Source organism: Nonomuraea sp. NPDC001636, assembly GCF_040298265.1.
In the GTDB taxonomy this organism is placed as follows: domain Bacteria; phylum Actinomycetota; class Actinomycetes; order Streptosporangiales; family Streptosporangiaceae; genus Nonomuraea.
Window position 1 is genome coordinate 55,350 of record NZ_JBEOZT010000010.1, and the last position, 16,125, is coordinate 71,474.

Annotated in this window: 20 protein-coding genes and 1 tRNA gene; 8 read left to right on the plus strand and 13 right to left on the minus strand. The window is 69.0% G+C overall.

All coding sequences use genetic code 11. From position 1 onward, the window contains the following. Positions 1-629: 629 nt before the first annotated feature. Positions 630-863: a hypothetical protein gene (locus ABT158_RS20310; RefSeq protein ID WP_352355422.1), complete on the plus strand. Its 234-nt coding sequence runs from the start codon at positions 630-632 to the stop codon at positions 861-863. Positions 864-1,387: 524 nt separating this feature from the next. Next, the gene (locus ABT158_RS20315) at positions 1,388-1,852 is read left to right on the plus strand and encodes a hypothetical protein (RefSeq protein WP_352355424.1); all 465 of its coding nucleotides are present in this window, start codon (positions 1,388-1,390) and stop codon (positions 1,850-1,852) included. Positions 1,853-1,931: 79 nt separating this feature from the next. Here the strand turns inward: ABT158_RS20315 and ABT158_RS20320 are convergent. Then, positions 1,932-2,004: transfer RNA gene (locus ABT158_RS20320), tRNA-Thr, on the minus strand. A gap of 20 nt (positions 2,005-2,024) precedes the next feature. Further along, positions 2,025-2,996 carry a 23S rRNA (guanosine(2251)-2'-O)-methyltransferase RlmB gene (gene rlmB / locus ABT158_RS20325; protein ID WP_352355426.1) on the minus strand — a complete coding sequence of 324 codons (972 nt, stop codon included), beginning with the start codon at positions 2,994-2,996 and terminating at the stop codon, positions 2,025-2,027. 743 nt (positions 2,997-3,739) lie between these two features. On the opposite strand from rlmB, the gene ABT158_RS20330 reads away from it, so the two are divergent. Together ABT158_RS20330 and ABT158_RS20335 are read left to right on the plus strand one after the other, a co-directional pair. Further along, positions 3,740-4,438: a class I SAM-dependent DNA methyltransferase gene (locus tag ABT158_RS20330; protein WP_352355428.1), complete on the plus strand. Its 699-nt coding sequence runs from the start codon at positions 3,740-3,742 to the stop codon at positions 4,436-4,438. A gap of 118 nt (positions 4,439-4,556) precedes the next feature. Continuing rightward, positions 4,557-4,889 carry an NIPSNAP family protein gene (locus ABT158_RS20335; protein ID WP_352355430.1) on the plus strand — a complete coding sequence of 111 codons (333 nt, stop codon included), beginning with the start codon at positions 4,557-4,559 and terminating at the stop codon, positions 4,887-4,889. A 53-nt stretch (positions 4,890-4,942) separates the two neighbouring features. Here ABT158_RS20335 and cysS read toward each other — a convergent pair whose 3' ends face one another. Both cysS and ABT158_RS20345 read right to left on the minus strand, forming a co-directional pair. Then, positions 4,943-6,334 carry a cysteine--tRNA ligase gene (gene cysS / locus ABT158_RS20340; protein ID WP_352355432.1) on the minus strand — a complete coding sequence of 464 codons (1,392 nt, stop codon included), beginning with the start codon at positions 6,332-6,334 and terminating at the stop codon, positions 4,943-4,945. Positions 6,335-6,377: 43 nt separating this feature from the next. Continuing rightward, positions 6,378-6,794 (minus strand): PPOX class F420-dependent oxidoreductase, encoded by a 417-nt coding sequence (locus ABT158_RS20345; protein WP_352355434.1) that lies wholly within the window; start codon positions 6,792-6,794, stop codon positions 6,378-6,380. 29 nt (positions 6,795-6,823) lie between these two features. Between ABT158_RS20345 and ABT158_RS20350 the strand changes: the two genes are divergently transcribed. After that, the gene (locus ABT158_RS20350; protein ID WP_352355436.1) at positions 6,824-7,819 is read left to right on the plus strand and encodes a DUF2637 domain-containing protein; all 996 of its coding nucleotides are present in this window, start codon (positions 6,824-6,826) and stop codon (positions 7,817-7,819) included. A 92-nt stretch (positions 7,820-7,911) separates the two neighbouring features. Here the strand turns inward: ABT158_RS20350 and ABT158_RS20355 are convergent, their stop codons facing one another. The 4 genes from ABT158_RS20355 to ABT158_RS20370 all read right to left on the minus strand — a co-directional run bounded on the left by ABT158_RS20355 (position 7,912) and on the right by ABT158_RS20370 (position 9,728). Next, entirely contained in the window at positions 7,912-8,181 is a 270-nt protein-coding gene (locus ABT158_RS20355; RefSeq protein ID WP_352355438.1) for a GlsB/YeaQ/YmgE family stress response membrane protein, read from the minus strand. 98 nt (positions 8,182-8,279) lie between these two features. Further along, positions 8,280-8,570, minus strand: coding sequence for a GlsB/YeaQ/YmgE family stress response membrane protein (locus ABT158_RS20360; protein WP_352322343.1), 291 nt, complete (start codon positions 8,568-8,570; stop codon positions 8,280-8,282). A gap of 187 nt (positions 8,571-8,757) precedes the next feature. Further along, positions 8,758-9,228: a 2-C-methyl-D-erythritol 2,4-cyclodiphosphate synthase gene (gene ispF / locus ABT158_RS20365; RefSeq protein ID WP_352355440.1), complete on the minus strand. Its 471-nt coding sequence runs from the start codon at positions 9,226-9,228 to the stop codon at positions 8,758-8,760. Between the two features lie 17 nt (positions 9,229-9,245). Continuing rightward, positions 9,246-9,728 carry a CarD family transcriptional regulator gene (locus ABT158_RS20370; RefSeq protein WP_043624891.1) on the minus strand — a complete coding sequence of 161 codons (483 nt, stop codon included), beginning with the start codon at positions 9,726-9,728 and terminating at the stop codon, positions 9,246-9,248. Between the two features lie 251 nt (positions 9,729-9,979). Here ABT158_RS20370 and ABT158_RS20375 point away from each other — a divergent pair, with 251 nt between their 5' ends. Next, on the plus strand, positions 9,980-10,561 hold the full coding sequence (locus ABT158_RS20375; RefSeq protein WP_352355442.1) for a copper chaperone PCu(A)C domain-containing protein: 582 nt from the start codon (positions 9,980-9,982) through the stop codon (positions 10,559-10,561). 55 nt (positions 10,562-10,616) lie between these two features. Here the strand turns inward: ABT158_RS20375 and ABT158_RS20380 are convergent, their stop codons facing one another. Both ABT158_RS20380 and ABT158_RS20385 read right to left on the minus strand, forming a co-directional pair. After that, positions 10,617-11,309, minus strand: coding sequence for a response regulator (locus ABT158_RS20380; RefSeq protein ID WP_352355444.1), 693 nt, complete (start codon positions 11,307-11,309; stop codon positions 10,617-10,619). Then, positions 11,306-12,478, minus strand: a complete 1,173-nt coding sequence (locus ABT158_RS20385) for a sensor histidine kinase (RefSeq protein ID WP_502911557.1) — start codon at positions 12,476-12,478, stop codon at positions 11,306-11,308. The genes ABT158_RS20380 and ABT158_RS20385 overlap by 4 nt, the downstream gene beginning before the upstream one ends. 132 nt (positions 12,479-12,610) lie before the next feature. Here ABT158_RS20385 and phoU point away from each other — a divergent pair, with 132 nt between their 5' ends. Next, the gene (phoU, locus tag ABT158_RS20390) at positions 12,611-13,255 is read left to right on the plus strand and encodes a phosphate signaling complex protein PhoU (protein WP_352355448.1); all 645 of its coding nucleotides are present in this window, start codon (positions 12,611-12,613) and stop codon (positions 13,253-13,255) included. 202 nt (positions 13,256-13,457) lie between these two features. Continuing rightward, a complete protein-coding gene (locus ABT158_RS20395; RefSeq protein ID WP_352355450.1) occupies positions 13,458-14,195 on the plus strand; it encodes an SAM-dependent methyltransferase in 738 nt (245 codons plus the stop codon). Positions 14,196-14,223: 28 nt separating this feature from the next. On the opposite strand, the gene ABT158_RS20400 is transcribed toward ABT158_RS20395, so the two are convergent. The 3 genes from ABT158_RS20400 to ABT158_RS20410 form a co-directional block, all read right to left on the minus strand. Continuing rightward, positions 14,224-14,430, minus strand: a complete 207-nt coding sequence (locus tag ABT158_RS20400; RefSeq protein WP_352355452.1) for a hypothetical protein — start codon at positions 14,428-14,430, stop codon at positions 14,224-14,226. Between the two features lie 338 nt (positions 14,431-14,768). Continuing rightward, positions 14,769-15,206 carry a PIN-like domain-containing protein gene (locus tag ABT158_RS20405; RefSeq protein ID WP_352355454.1) on the minus strand — a complete coding sequence of 146 codons (438 nt, stop codon included), beginning with the start codon at positions 15,204-15,206 and terminating at the stop codon, positions 14,769-14,771. A gap of 9 nt (positions 15,207-15,215) precedes the next feature. Next, positions 15,216-15,941: a DUF433 domain-containing protein gene (locus tag ABT158_RS20410; protein ID WP_352355456.1), complete on the minus strand. Its 726-nt coding sequence runs from the start codon at positions 15,939-15,941 to the stop codon at positions 15,216-15,218. Positions 15,942-16,125: the final 184 nt, after the last annotated feature.

Genomic DNA, 16,125 nt, shown 5'->3' on the forward strand with positions numbered 1-16,125 from the left:
AGGGCTCCCTTGATGCCCGAACCGGAAGATTACGGCGTCCGACAATTGATGTACTGCATCACGGGCCCTCCGGACAGGATCGGGATCGCGCCGGGCGACGTCCGCGGAACCGTCTTCATCCCGAACCGGTTGAGCGGCTGCTGTTGCGGCTGGGACGGCCAGTACGGTCCCAACCTGGCCTGCGCCAGATGCGGCTGCCCGGTGGCGACCCGCGTCGACGACTGTGGGTTCTGGCAGGTGGTGTGGCTGGAACCGGACGCCGTGCGTCCCGTCGCCGTCGCCGGCCCCGTCCAACGCGTGATGGGCTGGACGGAACTGCCGACCACGCCGCCCGTTGATCCGCTTGGTTTCTGGAGCCCCCAGTGGGAGGCCGCAATCGCGGTGGCCCTGGCACATTTGGTGGTGGTTTCGGGCGGCAGGCGGGTGTCCGTCCCTGAGGGGCTCGTCGCGGAGACGTTTCGCCGGACGATCGACAGCTCTTCCCTCCCGGACCGCCGGAACGACACCTCGTCCTGGCCGGCCCCGGCCTGTCCACCTCGATCACGGACCTCGCCCTGGTGCCGAAACACCCGCAGACCGGTGAGGTATGGCCGTGTGACGCGGGCACGGTGGTGCCTCTCGCTGCGGACGTGTGGACGTACCTGGCCTTCAACGACGATCGCCGACTCCTGCCCGCGGCGTGCGGGATGCCTGCCGCCGTCCGCTGTGACGACCCGCCCGCGCTGCTGCCACACAGGCTGTTCCACCCCGATGGGCGCGCATTCTTCAACGCACTGGAGCGCCTGACGGCGGTTCGGCAACCATGGCTGCGCCGCATCCACGACTCGATGAAGGACCGCCCGTACCTGGCCCCGTTCGCATAGACCTCCCCGCGTCAGCGTCGAGACCCGGTCCCGTCGGCGAAACCTGCCCAGAGCTCCCGCAACCACTTCGCCCCCGTACGCACGGTTGTCCAGTCCGTCACAGGCACTCGACCCATCGCCGTACGGGGGAAAGCCGCCCGACGTACGTGCTCGGCGCGAAACTGTCCCATGTCGAGCTCGACCCCTGCCGGCTCGCGCCAACCACACCCCCTCGCCTGGACAGCGCTTGCACCTGAGCGGTACCCCGTCCAGGAGTTCACTTGCGCCTGCACTGCTGTCTACTACGAGTTGATCGCACACAGCGGCACCTATCTGATCCGCAAGGTCACACAACTCGACACACCCGTGCACGCCTTTGCTGGCCCATGGCCCCATACGGAGGCTCGTCGCTGGTGGTCCATGCTCATCATCGGGGACGCTCGATGAGGCCATCCGAGCCGGCAGCACCCTGCAGACCGGCGGAAAGGGCGCTCGGAATCGCCCACAGGGCCTCTTCTCATCGCGTGCCGTGCTGAGATGGCGGAATGAATGAAGCCGATCGCGCTGCGGTGCTCGCCTTACAGAACCTCTTCGCGACGCTGGGCGCAGATGCCCCTCAGGAGCGGGCTGCCTCAGAGATCTCAGAGGACATACCTCAGCTGGCCGGCTTCTTGGCGCTGCGGCGCATATGGCCAGACTTGATCAATAGCTGGGCCTCGCCGGGAGCGCTGGAAGGCGTTCCTGCGGCTGCTCGACTGCTCGCCGACGGCGCGGACCCCACCGACCTTGCCCGGGTCGCCCAGGTGGCCGCCTACGAAACGGCGTTCGGCCTCCTCTACAGCCTCACCGCCTACGGCCGCGACGACGACGCCCCCACGGACACCCCTGGCTGGCGTCTGATGGAGACCACACCGTCAGGCGAACTCACTGGCAGGGCCGTACAAGGTCTTCATGAGAGCCTGCTCACCATGGACCCCTCAGGCCGCGAAGGGCAGGACATCTTCGGTTAGAGCCGGTTGCTGTACAACCCTGCTGTACGAGATCGAAAAGGCCCTCTCCCGATCATGGGAAAGGGCCTTCTACATGCAGAGCCGACGAGGGGAATCGAACCCCTGACCTTCTGTTTACAAGACAGATGCTCTGCCGATTGAGCTACGTCGGCACGGCCTACCAGTGTAGACGCTAGCGGCGCCTGTGACGAGCGACCTCGTACAGTGCCACACCGGCGGCGACCCCCGCGTTGAGGGATTCCGCGGCGGCCTGCATGGGGATGCGGACGACCACGTCGCACTGCTCCCGAACCAACCGGCCGAGGCCCTTCCCCTCGGAGCCCACCACGACCACGAGCGGCTCGGCGAGGAGGTCGGCGTCGCCGATGTCGATCTTTCCGGCGCCGTCGAGGCCGACGATGAAGAGGCCGGCTTCGCGGTATTCGCGTAGGGCGGCCGTCAGGTTGGAGGCGCGGGCGACGCGGAGCGTGGCGAGTGTGCCGGCCGAGGTCTTCCAGGCGCCACCCGTCACCCCGGCCGAGCGACGGGACGGGATGAGCAGGCCATGCGCCCCGAACGCGGTGGCGGAACGGGCGATGGCGCCCAGGTTGCGTGGGTCGGTGACCGAGTCGAGGGCCACGATCAGCGGGACCTCGGCCGCATCATGGGCCAGTTCGACCAGCTCGGACGGGTGCGCATATTCGTAAGCGGGGATCTGGAGCGCGATGCCCTGGTGGACGACGCCCTCCGTCATCCGGTCGAGCTTGTCGCGGGTGACTTCGAGCAGCGCGATCCCACGCTCCGCCGCGATCTTGATGGAGTCGCGTACGCGGTCGTCGCCCTCGACGCGCTGGGCCACGTAGAGGGCGTTGGCCGGCACCCCGGCCTGCAGCGCCTCCAGCACCGGGTTACGGCCGCCGATGTATTCGGGGGCGTCCTCGGAACGCTTCTGCCGGGCCGGGCCGCTGCCCGGACGGCGCGTCTCGCCGCCGCGGTCCTCCCTGGCGATGCGCTCGGACCTGGCCTTGTCCTTGTACCAGTGGCGCATCTCGGCAGGCGGCGTCGCGCCCCTGCCCTCGAGCGACCGGCGCTTCTGGCCCCCGGTGCCCTTGGAGGGGCCCTTCTTCTTCGCGGGCCTGCCCGATGCCCTACCGCCTGCTGCCATGCCATCAAGGGTATCGGCCCGCCGACCCACCCGATCCCGCCGGGCAAGCTCCCACATGATCCTGCCCAGAAGGGCGAATCCGGCCACGCGACAGGGGTCCGGTCCGCAGGAAGGACGTATGCGGGTCAAGCGGCAGAGCTGCCGTCCGCTGGAAGCTCCCAACCGAGCACGCCCCCAAGCCCTCAGCACAGGCAGGGCCGATCGAGCCTCCAGGAAGGGGCCAACGCAAGCCCTCAGCCACCGGAGGGCCCAGGAGTCATACAGCAGATGCCCTTCCTCCGGGTAAGGTCGGCCCGTTAAACGCAGTAGGGCACGCGGTCTCAAGAAGAGCGTCCCGAAGAACAACGGCCAGTGGAAGAGCGGCCCCAGGAACAACGGTCTTGGAGGAGCGTCCCAGGACAACGGTCCTTGGAAAGCGCCCCCTGGACGAGTGGCCCCTGGAAGAGCGATAGAGCGCGGTCTCCCGACGATCCGCGTGCCCCCTGGCGGAGACGCTGCGGCAGCACAAGGCGCAGCCTCCATACGACTGACCCCGCACACCCGGCGAGCCACCTGCCCTCACTCCTGGAGCGCACCTAGCGCCCGCTCACAGCCTCACCACGGCGTTTTATGCAAGCTCATCACCACAAGAAGGCCGCACATGAGGCCGTGGTGGCACATCACGTCCACCACACGCCCGGCTCGAACAACACAGCGCAAAGGCTCCCACCACCCACCCCAAAGGCCGGTTATCGTCCTTGGCCATGACTGAGTCCGCCTACCTCCACGCCACCCGAACGGCCTACGACACCGTCGCCCCCGAATACGCCGACCTCCTCAGGAACGAACTCGACACCAAGCCCCTGGACCGGGCCATGCTGGGAGCGTTCGCCGAGCTTGTGCAGGGCCCGGACGCCGGAAAGGTGGCCGACCTGGGTTGCGGACCGGGCCGCGTCACCGCCCACCTCCAAGCCCTCGGAGTGAACGCCTTCGGCATCGACCTGTCGCCGAGGATGATCGACGTCGCCCGCCGGAGCCACCCCGGCCTGCGCTTCGAAGTGGGCTCGATGACCGCGCTGGACCTGGCGGACGCGTCCCTGGCCGGCGCCGTCGCGTGGTACTCCACCGTCCACACGCCGCCGGACCTCCTGCCGACGGTGTTCGCCGAGATCCACCGGGTGCTGGCGCCGGGCGGCCGTCTGCTGATCGCGTTCAAGGTCGGCGACGAACGCCGCCACCTCAGCCAGGGTTACGGCCACAAGCTGTCACTGGACGTCTACTGGACTCCCCCGGAGCACATCGCCGACCTCCTCGCCAAGGCCGGACTGTCCCTGGACGCCCAGCTCATCCGCGAACCCGACGAGAGCGAAAGACCCCGCTCAGGCCGCCAGGCCTTCTTCCTGGCCCACAAACAAACGGACAAACCAACCGAAAAGCCGGAAACCCCAAACTCCAGCAGCTAGCTAGCCCCTCGACCAAGAGCCCCGAAAACAGAACCCCACTGACGGAGGATGTCAGCGACCACCGAATAACGTGCCAGCCACCCAGCACCACCCCGACCGTCCCCCAAGGAGCAGCCGCATGATCCTGGAGATCCGCACCTACCGCCTCACCCCCGGCACCCGCGCAGACTTCCTCCGGATCATGCACGAAGAAGCCCTCCCCCTCCTGGCGAAGGCCGGCATCGACGTGGTGAGCAGCGGCGCCTCCGTCGTGGACGAGGACGGCCACGAGGAGGCGTACCTCATCCGCGCGTTCCCCTCGAAGGAGACCCGCGACGAGCAGGAGAACGCCTTCTACACCAGCCCGGAATGGCACCAGGGCCCGCGTGAGGGCATCGTCTCGCGCATCGACGGCTACCACACGATCGTGATCGAGACCACCGACGCCGCCGTCGCGGCCCTCCGCGGCTGACGGCTGACGGCGGACGCGGAAGGCGCCCGCCGTCACTCAGGAGCGGCGGAAGGTCAGCGGGCCAGCTCCCAGCGGGCGCCGTGCGGCGTGTCCTCGACCGTGATGCCCGCCGCGGCGAGCTGGTCGCGGATCGCGTCGGCCGCCGCGTAGTCCTTGCGGGCCCGCGCGGCCTTGCGCTGCTCCAGGGCCACCGCCACGAGTGCGTCGACCACCGGCGACAGGTCGGAGCCGCTCCCGCGCCACTGCGGCGAGCGAGGGTCGAGGCCGAGCACGTCGAGCATGTTCTGGGTCTCGGCGAGGAGCCGCGCGATGGCCTCCTTGTCGCCCCGCGACAGCGCCACGTTGCCCTCGCGCACCACCTCGTGCACCACGGCGAGCGCCTGCGGCGTGCCGAGGTCGTCGTCGAGCGCGTCGGCGAACGCCTGCGGAAGGGGCGCGTCGGCGTCGACGTCGTGGATCACCTCGGCGGCGCGGGTGACGAAGCCCTCGATCCGCTGGTAGGCCGCCGCCGCCTCCAGCAGCGCCTCCTCGGAGTACTCGATCGAGGAGCGGTAGTGCGGCGCGGCCAGGTAGTAGCGCAGCTCCACCGGACGCACCTTCTGCACCATCTCGGGGATCAGCAGCGAGTTGCCGAGCGACTTGCTCATCTTCTCGGCGCCGATCTTGAGCATGCCGTTGTGCATCCAGTAGCGGGCGAAGCCGTCGCCGGCGGCCTGCGACTGGGCGATCTCGTTCTCGTGGTGAGGGAAGATCAGGTCGATGCCGCCGCCGTGGATGTCGAACGTCGGCCCGAGGTACTTGGTGGCCATCGCCGAGCACTCCAGGTGCCAGCCGGGACGCCCGAGCCCCCACGGCGTGGGCCAGGTCGGCTCGCCCGGCTTGGCGCCCTTCCACAGGGCGAAGTCGCGCGGATCGCGCTTGCACGACTCGTCGTCGGTGTCGGCCGCGGCCCGCATGTTCTCCAGCTTCTGGTTGGAGAGCTTGCCGTAGTGGTCGGCGTAGGACTGGACGCTGAAGTAGACGTCGCCGCCCGAGGCGTAGGCGTGGCCGCGCTCGATCAGCCGCTCCATCAGCGTGATCATCTCGGGCACGTGGCCGGTGGCCCGCGGCTCGACGGTGGGCGGCAGGCAGCCGAGCGTGTCGTAGGCCCAGGTGAAGGCCCGCTGGTTGCGCTCGGCGATCACGAACCAGGGCACGTCCTCCGCGGCCGACACCCAGATGATCTTGTCATCGATGTCGGTGACGTTGCGGCAGAACGTCACGTCGTATCCGGAACGCGTGAGCCAGCGCCTGAGCACGTCGAAGTTCACGCCTGAGCGGATGTGCCCGATGTGCGGAGGAGCCTGCACGGTGGCCCCACACAGGTAAATCGACGCCCGGCCGGCTTCGACCGGAACGAATTCACGGGTGGCGCGCGTGCTGGTGTCGTAGATGTGCAGGCTCACAAAGGCAAGGCTAACGCCTCGGAGGCTCTCGTAGGCCGATTACTCAGCCTCGTACCGTGACCTTGTCGGGACGGATCCGGATGATCAGGCGCTCGGTGCCCGGCTTGTCCTCCCACGGCTCGCCTGTGTACTTCTGGGCCAGCTCCTGGATCAACGCGCCCTCGGGGTCCTCCTCGATCGTCACCCGGCCGCGCACCTCCAGGTAGCGATAGGGATTGCCGGGGTCGATGACCAGCAGACTCGTCCGCGGGTCGCGCTCGAAGTTGCGCGGCTTCACCCGCCCCCGGACGGTCGAGAACAGGACGTCGTCGCCGTCCGTGCGCACCCACACCACGGTCGACTGCGGTCCGCCGTCAGGGTTGAGGCTGGTCACCGTCGCATGATTCGGGGCATCCAGGAGTTCGCGGGCTTCTTCCGGCAGCTCGGGCATGTGTCTCCCTCGATCGGTCGTGATCGCCATTCTTCTGTAGTCTCGAAGGCGCCATGGACGTGACTCCCCCCTCTACGCTCCGTCGCCTGGGCATCGCCCTGGCCGGGCTCGCGGTGGCCGCTCTGACCGGAGCCGCCTGCGCGCTGTCCTTCGACGATCTGCGCGCGCTGGCCGTCACCGGCGAGGCGCGGCAGGACCTCGCCTTCCTCTATCCGGCCGCCTTCGACGCGCTGCTCGTGGTCGCGCTGCTCGGCGTGCTGCTGCTGCGCCCCGCCCGGCCGCTGGTGCGGGCGCAGGCCGCCACCGTGCTGGTCCTGCTCATCGTGGCCGCCGCGGCGGCCAACGTGGCGACCGCGCTGCGGTTCACCTTCGACGCGCGCCAGGTGGCCGTGGGCGTGGCCCTGGCGCCCTGGGTCATGCTGGCCGTGGCCCTGTGGCTCTGGCTGCTGCTGATCAAGCACGTCCAGGCTCACCGGGGCGCGGCGCGCGAGGAGGAGGACGACGACTTCGTGCCCTTCCATCCGGGCCGCGCGGCCGACACGCCGCCGCCGCTCGTGACCGAGGCGCCCCCGCCCGTGCTGGAGTCCACGCCGCTGGTGGGGCCCACGGCCGCGCCGGAGACGCCGCCGGTCCCGGCCCAGGTGTCCGAGTGGCAGGCCGTACAAGAGCCGGAACCTGAGCCCGTACGAGCCCCTGACCCTGAACCAGAACCCGAGCCGGAACCGGATCCCGAGCCCGACCCCGAGCCCGACCCCGAGCCCGACCCCGAGCCGGAGCCGTTGAGGCGCCCGGTCCGGTGGGGCGACCGGGTGAAGCCGACCGACGTCCTGGTCCACCCCCGCACCGACACCCGGGCCACCGACACGCGCGACGTCGACACCCAGCCCGTCCCCGTCGTCGAGGACGACCGCAGGCCCCGCCCCGCCGCCGACGAGCCCCGGACGCCCCAGAGCGACTCTGAGGACACCGCACCCCACCCGGTGATCCACGAGGACACCCAGGCCCCGTCCGGCCGTCTGCGCAGCACTCCGCGCCCGCCGGACCCCGAGGAATAGCGGCCAAGCCCCGAAGAAACGAGAGGCCCGTCCGGGATGATCCCGGACGGGCCGTTTCGTGTGCGTCTATCTCGTCTACACCCCTGGCGCCGCTAGACCCTGGAGCCGCGGCGTAGGCCGGCGACCAGGCCGACACCGACGACCGCCAGGACGACCTGCATCACGAGCTCGATCCAGTCGATGCCGGGGGTCGTCTCGACGCCGAGCACCTGGGCGATGAGGGTGCCGAGCAGGGCGGCGACGATGCCGACGACGATGGTGAGGATCCACCCGATGGCCTGCCTGCCGGGCAGCAGCAGGCGACCGATTGCGCCAATGACGGCGCCAATCACGATGGCGCCAAGGATGGACTGAATGGTCATGACACGAAACCTCCCCGTGAGAGTGAGCCGTTCACTCTCACGGGGAGCTTCGCTACCCGATCGCCGGCGATTATGCGCCCGCTTTACGAACGAGCAGGTCAGGTCGTGGTTCGGCCGGTGCGGCCGCCGCGTCCTCCCCAGCCCATCCGCGTCACAAGGAGCACGCCGACCACAGCCAGGACGAGCTGGAGTATGTGTTCGAGCCAGTCGATGCCCTTGGTGTCGGCCCAGCCGAACGCCTGTGCGATCAGGGTGCCGATCAGGGCGGCCACGATGCCCACGATGAGCGTCAGGCCGATGGACATGTTCTGCCTGCCAGGCACTATGAGCCGGGCCAGCGCACCGACGATGGCGCCGATGACTACTGCGGAAACGATCGCGCCGATCATGTGTAGCTCCCCCCGAGACGTTCACATGTCTTAGATGGGGACATACCCGACACCTGGGGAAACTACCCCCTGAGGAAGGCGGCGGTCCGTACCGCGCCAGTGACGAACCGCCGCCCCCACAGTTGGCGGGTTCGGCGACGACCCGCCGGGACACCCTCACGCATCCCACACATAAGACGCTGAATGCCTAGGAAAGGTTGACCACGATGGCCGTGGCGATGGCGGCGATCCCCTCGCCGCGCCCGGTGAGCCCGAGCCCGTCGGTGGTGGTGGCCGAGACGCTCACCGGCGCCCCCACGGCGCCGCTGAGCGCCAGCTCGGCCTCGGTACGCCGAGGAGCCATCTTGGGACGGTTGCCGATCACCTGGACGGCCACGTTGCCGATCTCGAAGCCCGCCGCGCGCACCTGGCGGGCGGTCTCCTCCAGCAGGGTGACCCCGGAAGCCCCGGCCCAGCGGGGATCGGACGTGCCGAACAGCCCGCCCAGGTCGCCCAGGCCGGCCGCGGACAGCAGCGCGTCGCACGCGGCATGCGCGGCGACGTCGCCGTCGGAGTGGCCGTCGAGCCCCAGCTCGGCCGGCCAGTGCAGGCCGGCGAGGCTGAGCTCACGCCCCGAGTCCGCCGAAGCGAACGGGTGGACGTCGACTCCGACGCCCACCCGTGGAAGATTCGTGTTCAGGAGTTGAGAACCTCGTCGAGCAGGGCCTCAGCCTTGTCCTCATTGGTCTTCTCGGCGAGCGCGAGCTCGCTGACGAGGATCTGACGAGCCTTCGCGAGCATGCGCTTCTCGCCCGCTGACAGGCCGCGCTCGCGGTCGCGACGCCACAGGTCGCGAACCACCTCCGCAACCTTGTTCACATCGCCGGAGGCGAGCTTCTCCAGATTGGCCTTGTAACGGCGTGACCAGTTGGTCGGCTCTTCCGTGTGCGGCATCCGAAGAACATCGAAAACCCGCTCAAGGCCTTCCTGGCCGACGACGTCGCGCACACCGACGAGTTCCGCGTTTTCTGCTGGCACCTGGACGGTAAGGTCGCCCTTGTCGACCTTGAGCACCAGGTAGGTCTTTTCCTCACCCTTGATGGATCGCTTCGTGATTGCTTCGATCCGAGCAGCCCCATGGTGGGGGTAGACGACAGTGTCGCCGACCTGGAAAGTCATGTGACAAGTACCCCTTCCGCTGTACTCCAGGGTACCACGCATCCACAGGCTCCCGGAACAGTGAAATCCTCATAACTGCAGGTCAAAGCCGCATATTGGGGCTTGACAAGTCCTCGACCGTATGAATCGCATTTCCGGACATAGCGAATGACCTGCAGGGGTGCGGATATGACCATGGATTCAGGTGGATATGGTAGGCGCTGCCCAACACCCCATGCGCCATACCGCGCAAGAGCAAGGAGAACCCGCACGTGACCAGCCGTCGCTGGATTGTCGTAGCCGCCGCGTTCTTGGCAGCCCCCGTGCTCGCGGGCTGCGGGGCAGGATTCGACGCCAACACCAACAAGCCGTACGCCCCGAACGAGGCGGTCGCACTCATCGACCAGGGTGCTTATGGCACGCGCGGCATTCACATCCCGCAGGCGTTCATCCTCGGCCCTGACTCCGGCGCCCAGCTCCCGTGGCGCGGTTCAGCCCCGATCTACCTGAACATCCTCAACACCGGGGGCGCCGCCGACACGCTCCAGGCCGTCTCCGCGGGCTCGGTCGGGTCCGTGAAGGTCGCCACGCCGATCCAGCTTCCCCCCAACCAGCTCGTCAACACCGGCAAGCCGCAGCCCCAGCTGATGCTGGAGAGCATCTCCACGAGCCTCAGAGGCGGCGAGAGCGTGCGTCTGGACCTCCAGTTCGCCAACGCCGGGACAGTGACCCTGACCGTCCCTGTGGTCACGCGCAGCCGTGAGTTCAAGGACTACCCCGCCGCCCCCAACGCCACCCCGGTCGCGACGCCCTCGGCGTCGCCCACCCCGACGGCCACCGAAGAGGCCCACTGACGGCATGAGAGAACCCTTGTTCTGGTACGAACCCACGTACCAGAACAAGGGTCGTTCACTCCTCGGCGGCGTCGAACTTGTAGCCCAGGCCGCGCACGGTGAGGATGCAGCGCGGGTTCGACGGGTCCGCCTCGATCTTGGCCCGCAGGCGCTTGACGTGGACGTCGAGCGTCTTGGTGTCGCCCACGTAGTCGGCGCCCCAGACGCGGTCGATGAGCTGGCCGCGGGTGAGCACCCGGCCGGCGTTGCGCAGCAGCACCTCCAGCAGCTCGAACTCCTTCAGCGGCAGCTGCACCTGCGCGCCGCGCACCGCGACGACGTGCCGGTCGACGTCCATGCGCACCGGGCCGACGGCCAGGACGGCCGTCTCCAGCTCCTCCACCACGTCGCCCTGACGGCGCAGCACCGCGCGGATGCGGGCCACCAGCTCCCGCGAGGAGAACGGCTTGGTCACGTAGTCGTCGGCGCCCAGTTCGAGGCCCACGACCTTGTCGATCTCGCTGTCCTTGGCGGTCAGCATGATGACCGGCACCTTCGAGCGCTGCCGCAGCGAACGGCACACCTCGGTGCCCGGCAGGCCGGGCAGCATCAGGTCGAGCAGCACGAGGTCCGCGCCGTTGCGGTCGAACGTGTCGAGCGCCTCGGGCCCGGTCGCCGCGACCGACACCTCGAAGCCCTCCTTGCGCAGCATGTAGGACAAGGCGTCGGAGAAGGACTCCTCATCCTCAACCACTAGAACTCTGGTCATTTTGCGGTCTCCAGGGGAATCGAGGGTGGTACTGCCACCGCCGTGCCGCCGAAGGCGGGCAGACGGAGGGTGAAGGTGGAGCCGGAGCCTTCCTTGCTCCAGACGGACACCTCGCCCGCGTGGGCCGCGGCGACGTGCTTGACGATGGCCAGGCCGAGCCCGGTGCCGCCGGTCGCCCGTGACCTGGCCGCGTCGACGCGGAAGAAGCGCTCGAAGATGCGCTCCAGAGACTCCTCGGGGATGCCGATGCCCTGGTCGCTGACGCTGATCTCGACGGAGTCGCCGGCCGGGCGGACGCTGACCACGACCCGCGTGTGCTCGGGGCTGTAGGCGACGGCGTTGTCGATGAGGTTGCGCAGGGCGGTGACGAGCAGTTCGTCGTCGCCCCAGATGCGCAGGCCCTCGGTGCCGCCGGTGACCAGCGTGATGTCCTTGGCCACCGCCTTGGTGTTGCAGTGGTCGATGGCGTCGTGGACAGCCTCGTCGATGGCGACCTGGCCCGGGGTGGGGATGGGCTCGGCGCCCTGGATCCTGCTCAGCGTGATCAGGTCCTGGACCAGGTAGGTGAGCCGGGCGGCCTCGTGCTGCATGCGCCCGGCGAAGCGGGTGACCGCCTCGGGGTCGTCGGCGGCGTCCTGGATGGTCTCGGCCAGCAGGCTCAGCGCGCCCACGGGGGTCTTCAGCTCGTGGCTGACGTTGGCGACGAAGTCGCGGCGCACCGCCTCGACCCTGCGCCGCTCGGTCTGGTCCTCGGCCAGCACCAGCACCTGGCCGTAGGAGCCGAGGGGGGCGACGCGGACGGCGAAGTTCGTCGTCTCCTGGCCGAACTTGTGGCCGGCGACGTCGATCTCGCTCTCGCGGATCTCGCCGTCGCGGCGTACCTGTCTTGCCAGTGCGAGCAGCTCCGCGGCCATCAGCCTGTCGCCCTTGACCAGCCCGAACGCGCGCGCGGCCGAGCTGGCGCGCAGCACGCGGTCGTGCGCGTCGAGCACGACGGCGGACGAGGGGAGCACGGCGAGCACGGAGGCCACGCCCTGCGGCAGCGCCGCCCCGGTCTCGACGCCTTCGGCTGATTCGGTCCTCTTCGGAGCCTCGATCTGGTTCCGGTAGAACAGGACCGCCAGGGCTCCCACGACGAACCCGGCCAGGGCCGCGAAGCTCATGGCCATCTCACTCATGCCTCCGATGGTAGGTGGCGAAGTCCAAGGGACAGACCTCTCACCTGCGGATGAACGGCCCTTTCCTGGAAAGTTCATCTCGCAGTAGAGGTTCGTTCATCGAGTGGCACGTACGGTGACGACATGCGCGACGCGTACCATGAAGAACTTGATCTCCTGACGGGCAAGCTGGTCGAGATGACGAGGCTGGTCCGCTCGGCCATCTCCCGTGCCACCACGGCCCTCCTCGACGCCGACCTCCAGCTCGCCGAGAGCGTCATCTCCCGTGACCAGGAGGTGAACGCCCTCTTCGCCGACATCGAGACGTCGATCTTCGAGTTGATGGCCAGGCAGCAGCCGGTGGCGGTGGACCTGCGAATGGTCATCACGGCGCTGCGCATGGGCACCGACCTCGAACGCATGGGCGACCTCGCCGTCCATGTGGCCAAGGTGGCCCGGCTGCGGCATCCCGACTCGGCGATTCCGCCCGAGACTCGCTCGACCATCGTGGAAATGGGGCAGATCGCCGAGAACCTGGTCACCAAGGCCGGGAGCTGCGTGGCCTCCAGGGACGTGGAGTCGGCCCTTGAGCTGGAGGAGGACGACGACGCGATGGACCGGCTGCACCGCCGGCTGTTCCGCAACATCCTGGCCAAGGACTGGCAGCACGGCGTGGAGCCGGCGATCGACATCACGCTGATCGGCCGGTACTACGAGCGGTACGCCGACCACGCGGTGCGGGTGGCGCGGGACGTCGTCTACCTGGTCACCGGCTCCCGTCCCAGCTGACTGCCTCCCGGAGGCGAGCTCTTCACCCGGACGCAGCGGGCGGCACCTGTCGGGGGGCCGCCCGCTTCGCATGTCCCCGGCCGGGCGTGGGGGCAATCCGGCGGGACGAACAGCGGCAAGCAGCGACAGACGCCCGCCAAGCGCCCGGTCTCCTGGCCAAAAGCGGATGCGGTGACGTCTCCGCATGTGGCAGGCTCCGCCGGTGAATCGTGAACAGATCTCTCGACTCGCCCACGCGGACCATCCGATCGCGGCTCCGCTCGACGACGACTCGGTGCGCCGCCTGCTCGACCGCGCCCTCCCCCAGGGCGGCTCGCGGGTGCTCGACCTCGGCTGCGGCGGCGGGGAGTGGCTGCTGCGCGCGCTGGGCACGCATCCCAAGCTGCAGGCGGAGGGCGTGGACATCGCCGAGGGCTCGCTGGCGCACGCCCGCGCGAGCGCGGAGGCGCTCGGCGTCCACGACCGGCTCGTCCTCCACCGTGCGGACGCCGCCGAGTTCACCTCGCCGCACGCGTTCGACCTGGTTATCAGCGTCGGGGCGACGCACGCGTTCGGCGGCCTGCTGCCCACGCTCGCGGCGGCGCGCGAGCACCTGGCCCCCGGCGGGCGCGTCCTGGTCGGCGACGGTTTCTGGGCCGGGGAGCCGTCCGCGGAGGCGGTGGAGATGCTGGGCGAGCTCACCGGCCTGCCGGCCCTGATGGACCGGGTCACCGCCGACGGCTGGACGCCGGTGCACGGCCACATCAGCACCCGCCAGGAGCTCGACGACTACGAATGGGCCTGGACGGGCTCGCTGGCGTCCTGGGCTCTGGACAACCCCGACCATCCGGACAGGTGCGAGGCCATCACGACGGCCGACACCCACCGCGCCGAGTGGCTGCGCGTCTACCGGGACGTCTTCGGGTTCGTCACCCTCGTCCTGCGCCCGACGTCCGACTGACGGGCCCGTGCCCGCCCCTCGGTCGACGTCAGGAGGCCGCCTGCCGGCTGCTGCACACATGCCGTCGCGCCAGCTCGGCCCAGACCGCGGCGGCACGGGCGTACGGGCCTCTGGCGGTCTCCTCGTGCTCCCCGCGCTCGGTGACCCGCCGCACGAAGAACTGCGCCGCCTCGAAGCACAGGACGTACTCCTCGCAACAGGACGCTTCGACCACGCGTACGAGCCCGCGCGACACATGGGGCTCCCACGTCGGCACGTCAGGCCGTCCCGCCCGGAACGCGGGCTTGCCCGGCGGACGGAAGAGGGCAGGAGCGCTCAGCTCTGGCAGAGGTGCTCACATCCCCGAAAGCATAGGCACCTCGCCCCAAGACGGCCCACACATTGCAGTGTCCGGCATCAGTGACATACCTTCCCCACCCCTGCCCCCCAGCCCCAAGCCCTCGCCCATCGCGGACGTCCAGGCAGGTGACGCTGGCATGACAGCGCCGATCCGCCCTCAAGAAGGGCGGCGTCGGCCGCTGCACGGCTGCATCTCGACACAGCATCGAGACCGGCACCTAACAGTCTTCGTGGTCACGCCCCATCGACGGGATAGCGCAATCGGGCTCGCCGCAGCCCCTCGTGACCGACCGCGAAAACGAACGGCTCGATCACCCGCCTCACGACATGGACGATCTGAGCCTCGTTGCCGAGGAAGGCCGCTGCCATCTCCTTCCCGACCATCCTGGCGTTCGCCAGCGCGAATATGCGCGCGCCGCTCGTGTAGCTGACGCGCGCTTCCACCAGGTTCCGGGTGATGGCAAGGTCCTTGCACAACAGGATGTCGCCGCGAATCGTGGCTTCTTCTATCCACTGAACGTCAGCGATGCGCTGGGAGGCGTCCGCCCCGTAGCGCTCGTCCATCGTTTCCAGGACCCAGCCGGCCTCGCGCAGGGCTTGGGGGACGATGCGGGAGCCTAATCCGCGGTCCAGGAAGAAGGTGAACCCGGAGGCGCGCGCATCGTCCGCCATGCCTTCCTCTCACGCCGCCTGCGGCAGAAGACCTTCGACCTCGTCCACTTGGAGGTCGTAGTCCTCGGCCACTTCTTGGCTGTCCTCACCGGCCCGCAGGCGGTTGAGCACGTCGGCGACACGGACGCCTCGTCGGGCGACGGTCGGCTGACCGCCGTTGATCCATGAGTCGACCGTGACCGCCACGCGGTCGTAGCCCGGAAGCTGGATCACCTTCATCCAACCGTCCACGTAAGTGACGCGTCGCAGGTAGTCACGGACGATCGGCCGGAACACCTGCTGACCGCTGCGTACCACGACCAGCCCGTCGACCGCCTCGCGCTCCACGGGATCGTCGGTGTGCTCCCTGAAGTCCCACAGCACCTCAGCGCCGTCGGTCATCAGCCGCTCGCTGGCCAGCGCCTGCTCCAGCCCGATGTTCTCCTCAAGCCAGCGGATGGCCGGCCTGATGCGCCGCATCGGAACGTCTGCCCTGCGGAAGGCGGCCAGCATGTACGCCTCGGCCAGACCGACGAACGGCACGGTCGGCCCCTGTGCGCCGGCGGTCGTCACCAGGGGCTCGACCGCCACCGTGACGCCGTCCATCCGCTTGTACGCGTAGCCGACGGACCAGTTGCGGAAGGATTCACGCGGAACGCCGATCAGGTCTGCCGCCTGGCTCTTGCTGTACAGGGGGGTGACATAGCGGAAGTCGCTGATCAGCCCACTACGTGGAACGTGGTCGCGCGGTTCCATCAGAGTCCTCTCCCTTCAGGCTCAGCCTAGGGAAATCCGCGACCGGATGCTCGCAATCTCCCGTCTTCAAATCGATCATCCACGCTCCGGCGCAGGCACCGTCGTCCCGACACGTCACGAGGGCGCACGCAGGCCCAGGCCGGGAGAGCACGAGGGGACGGGAGAGTCCCCTCGTGCGCCCGAA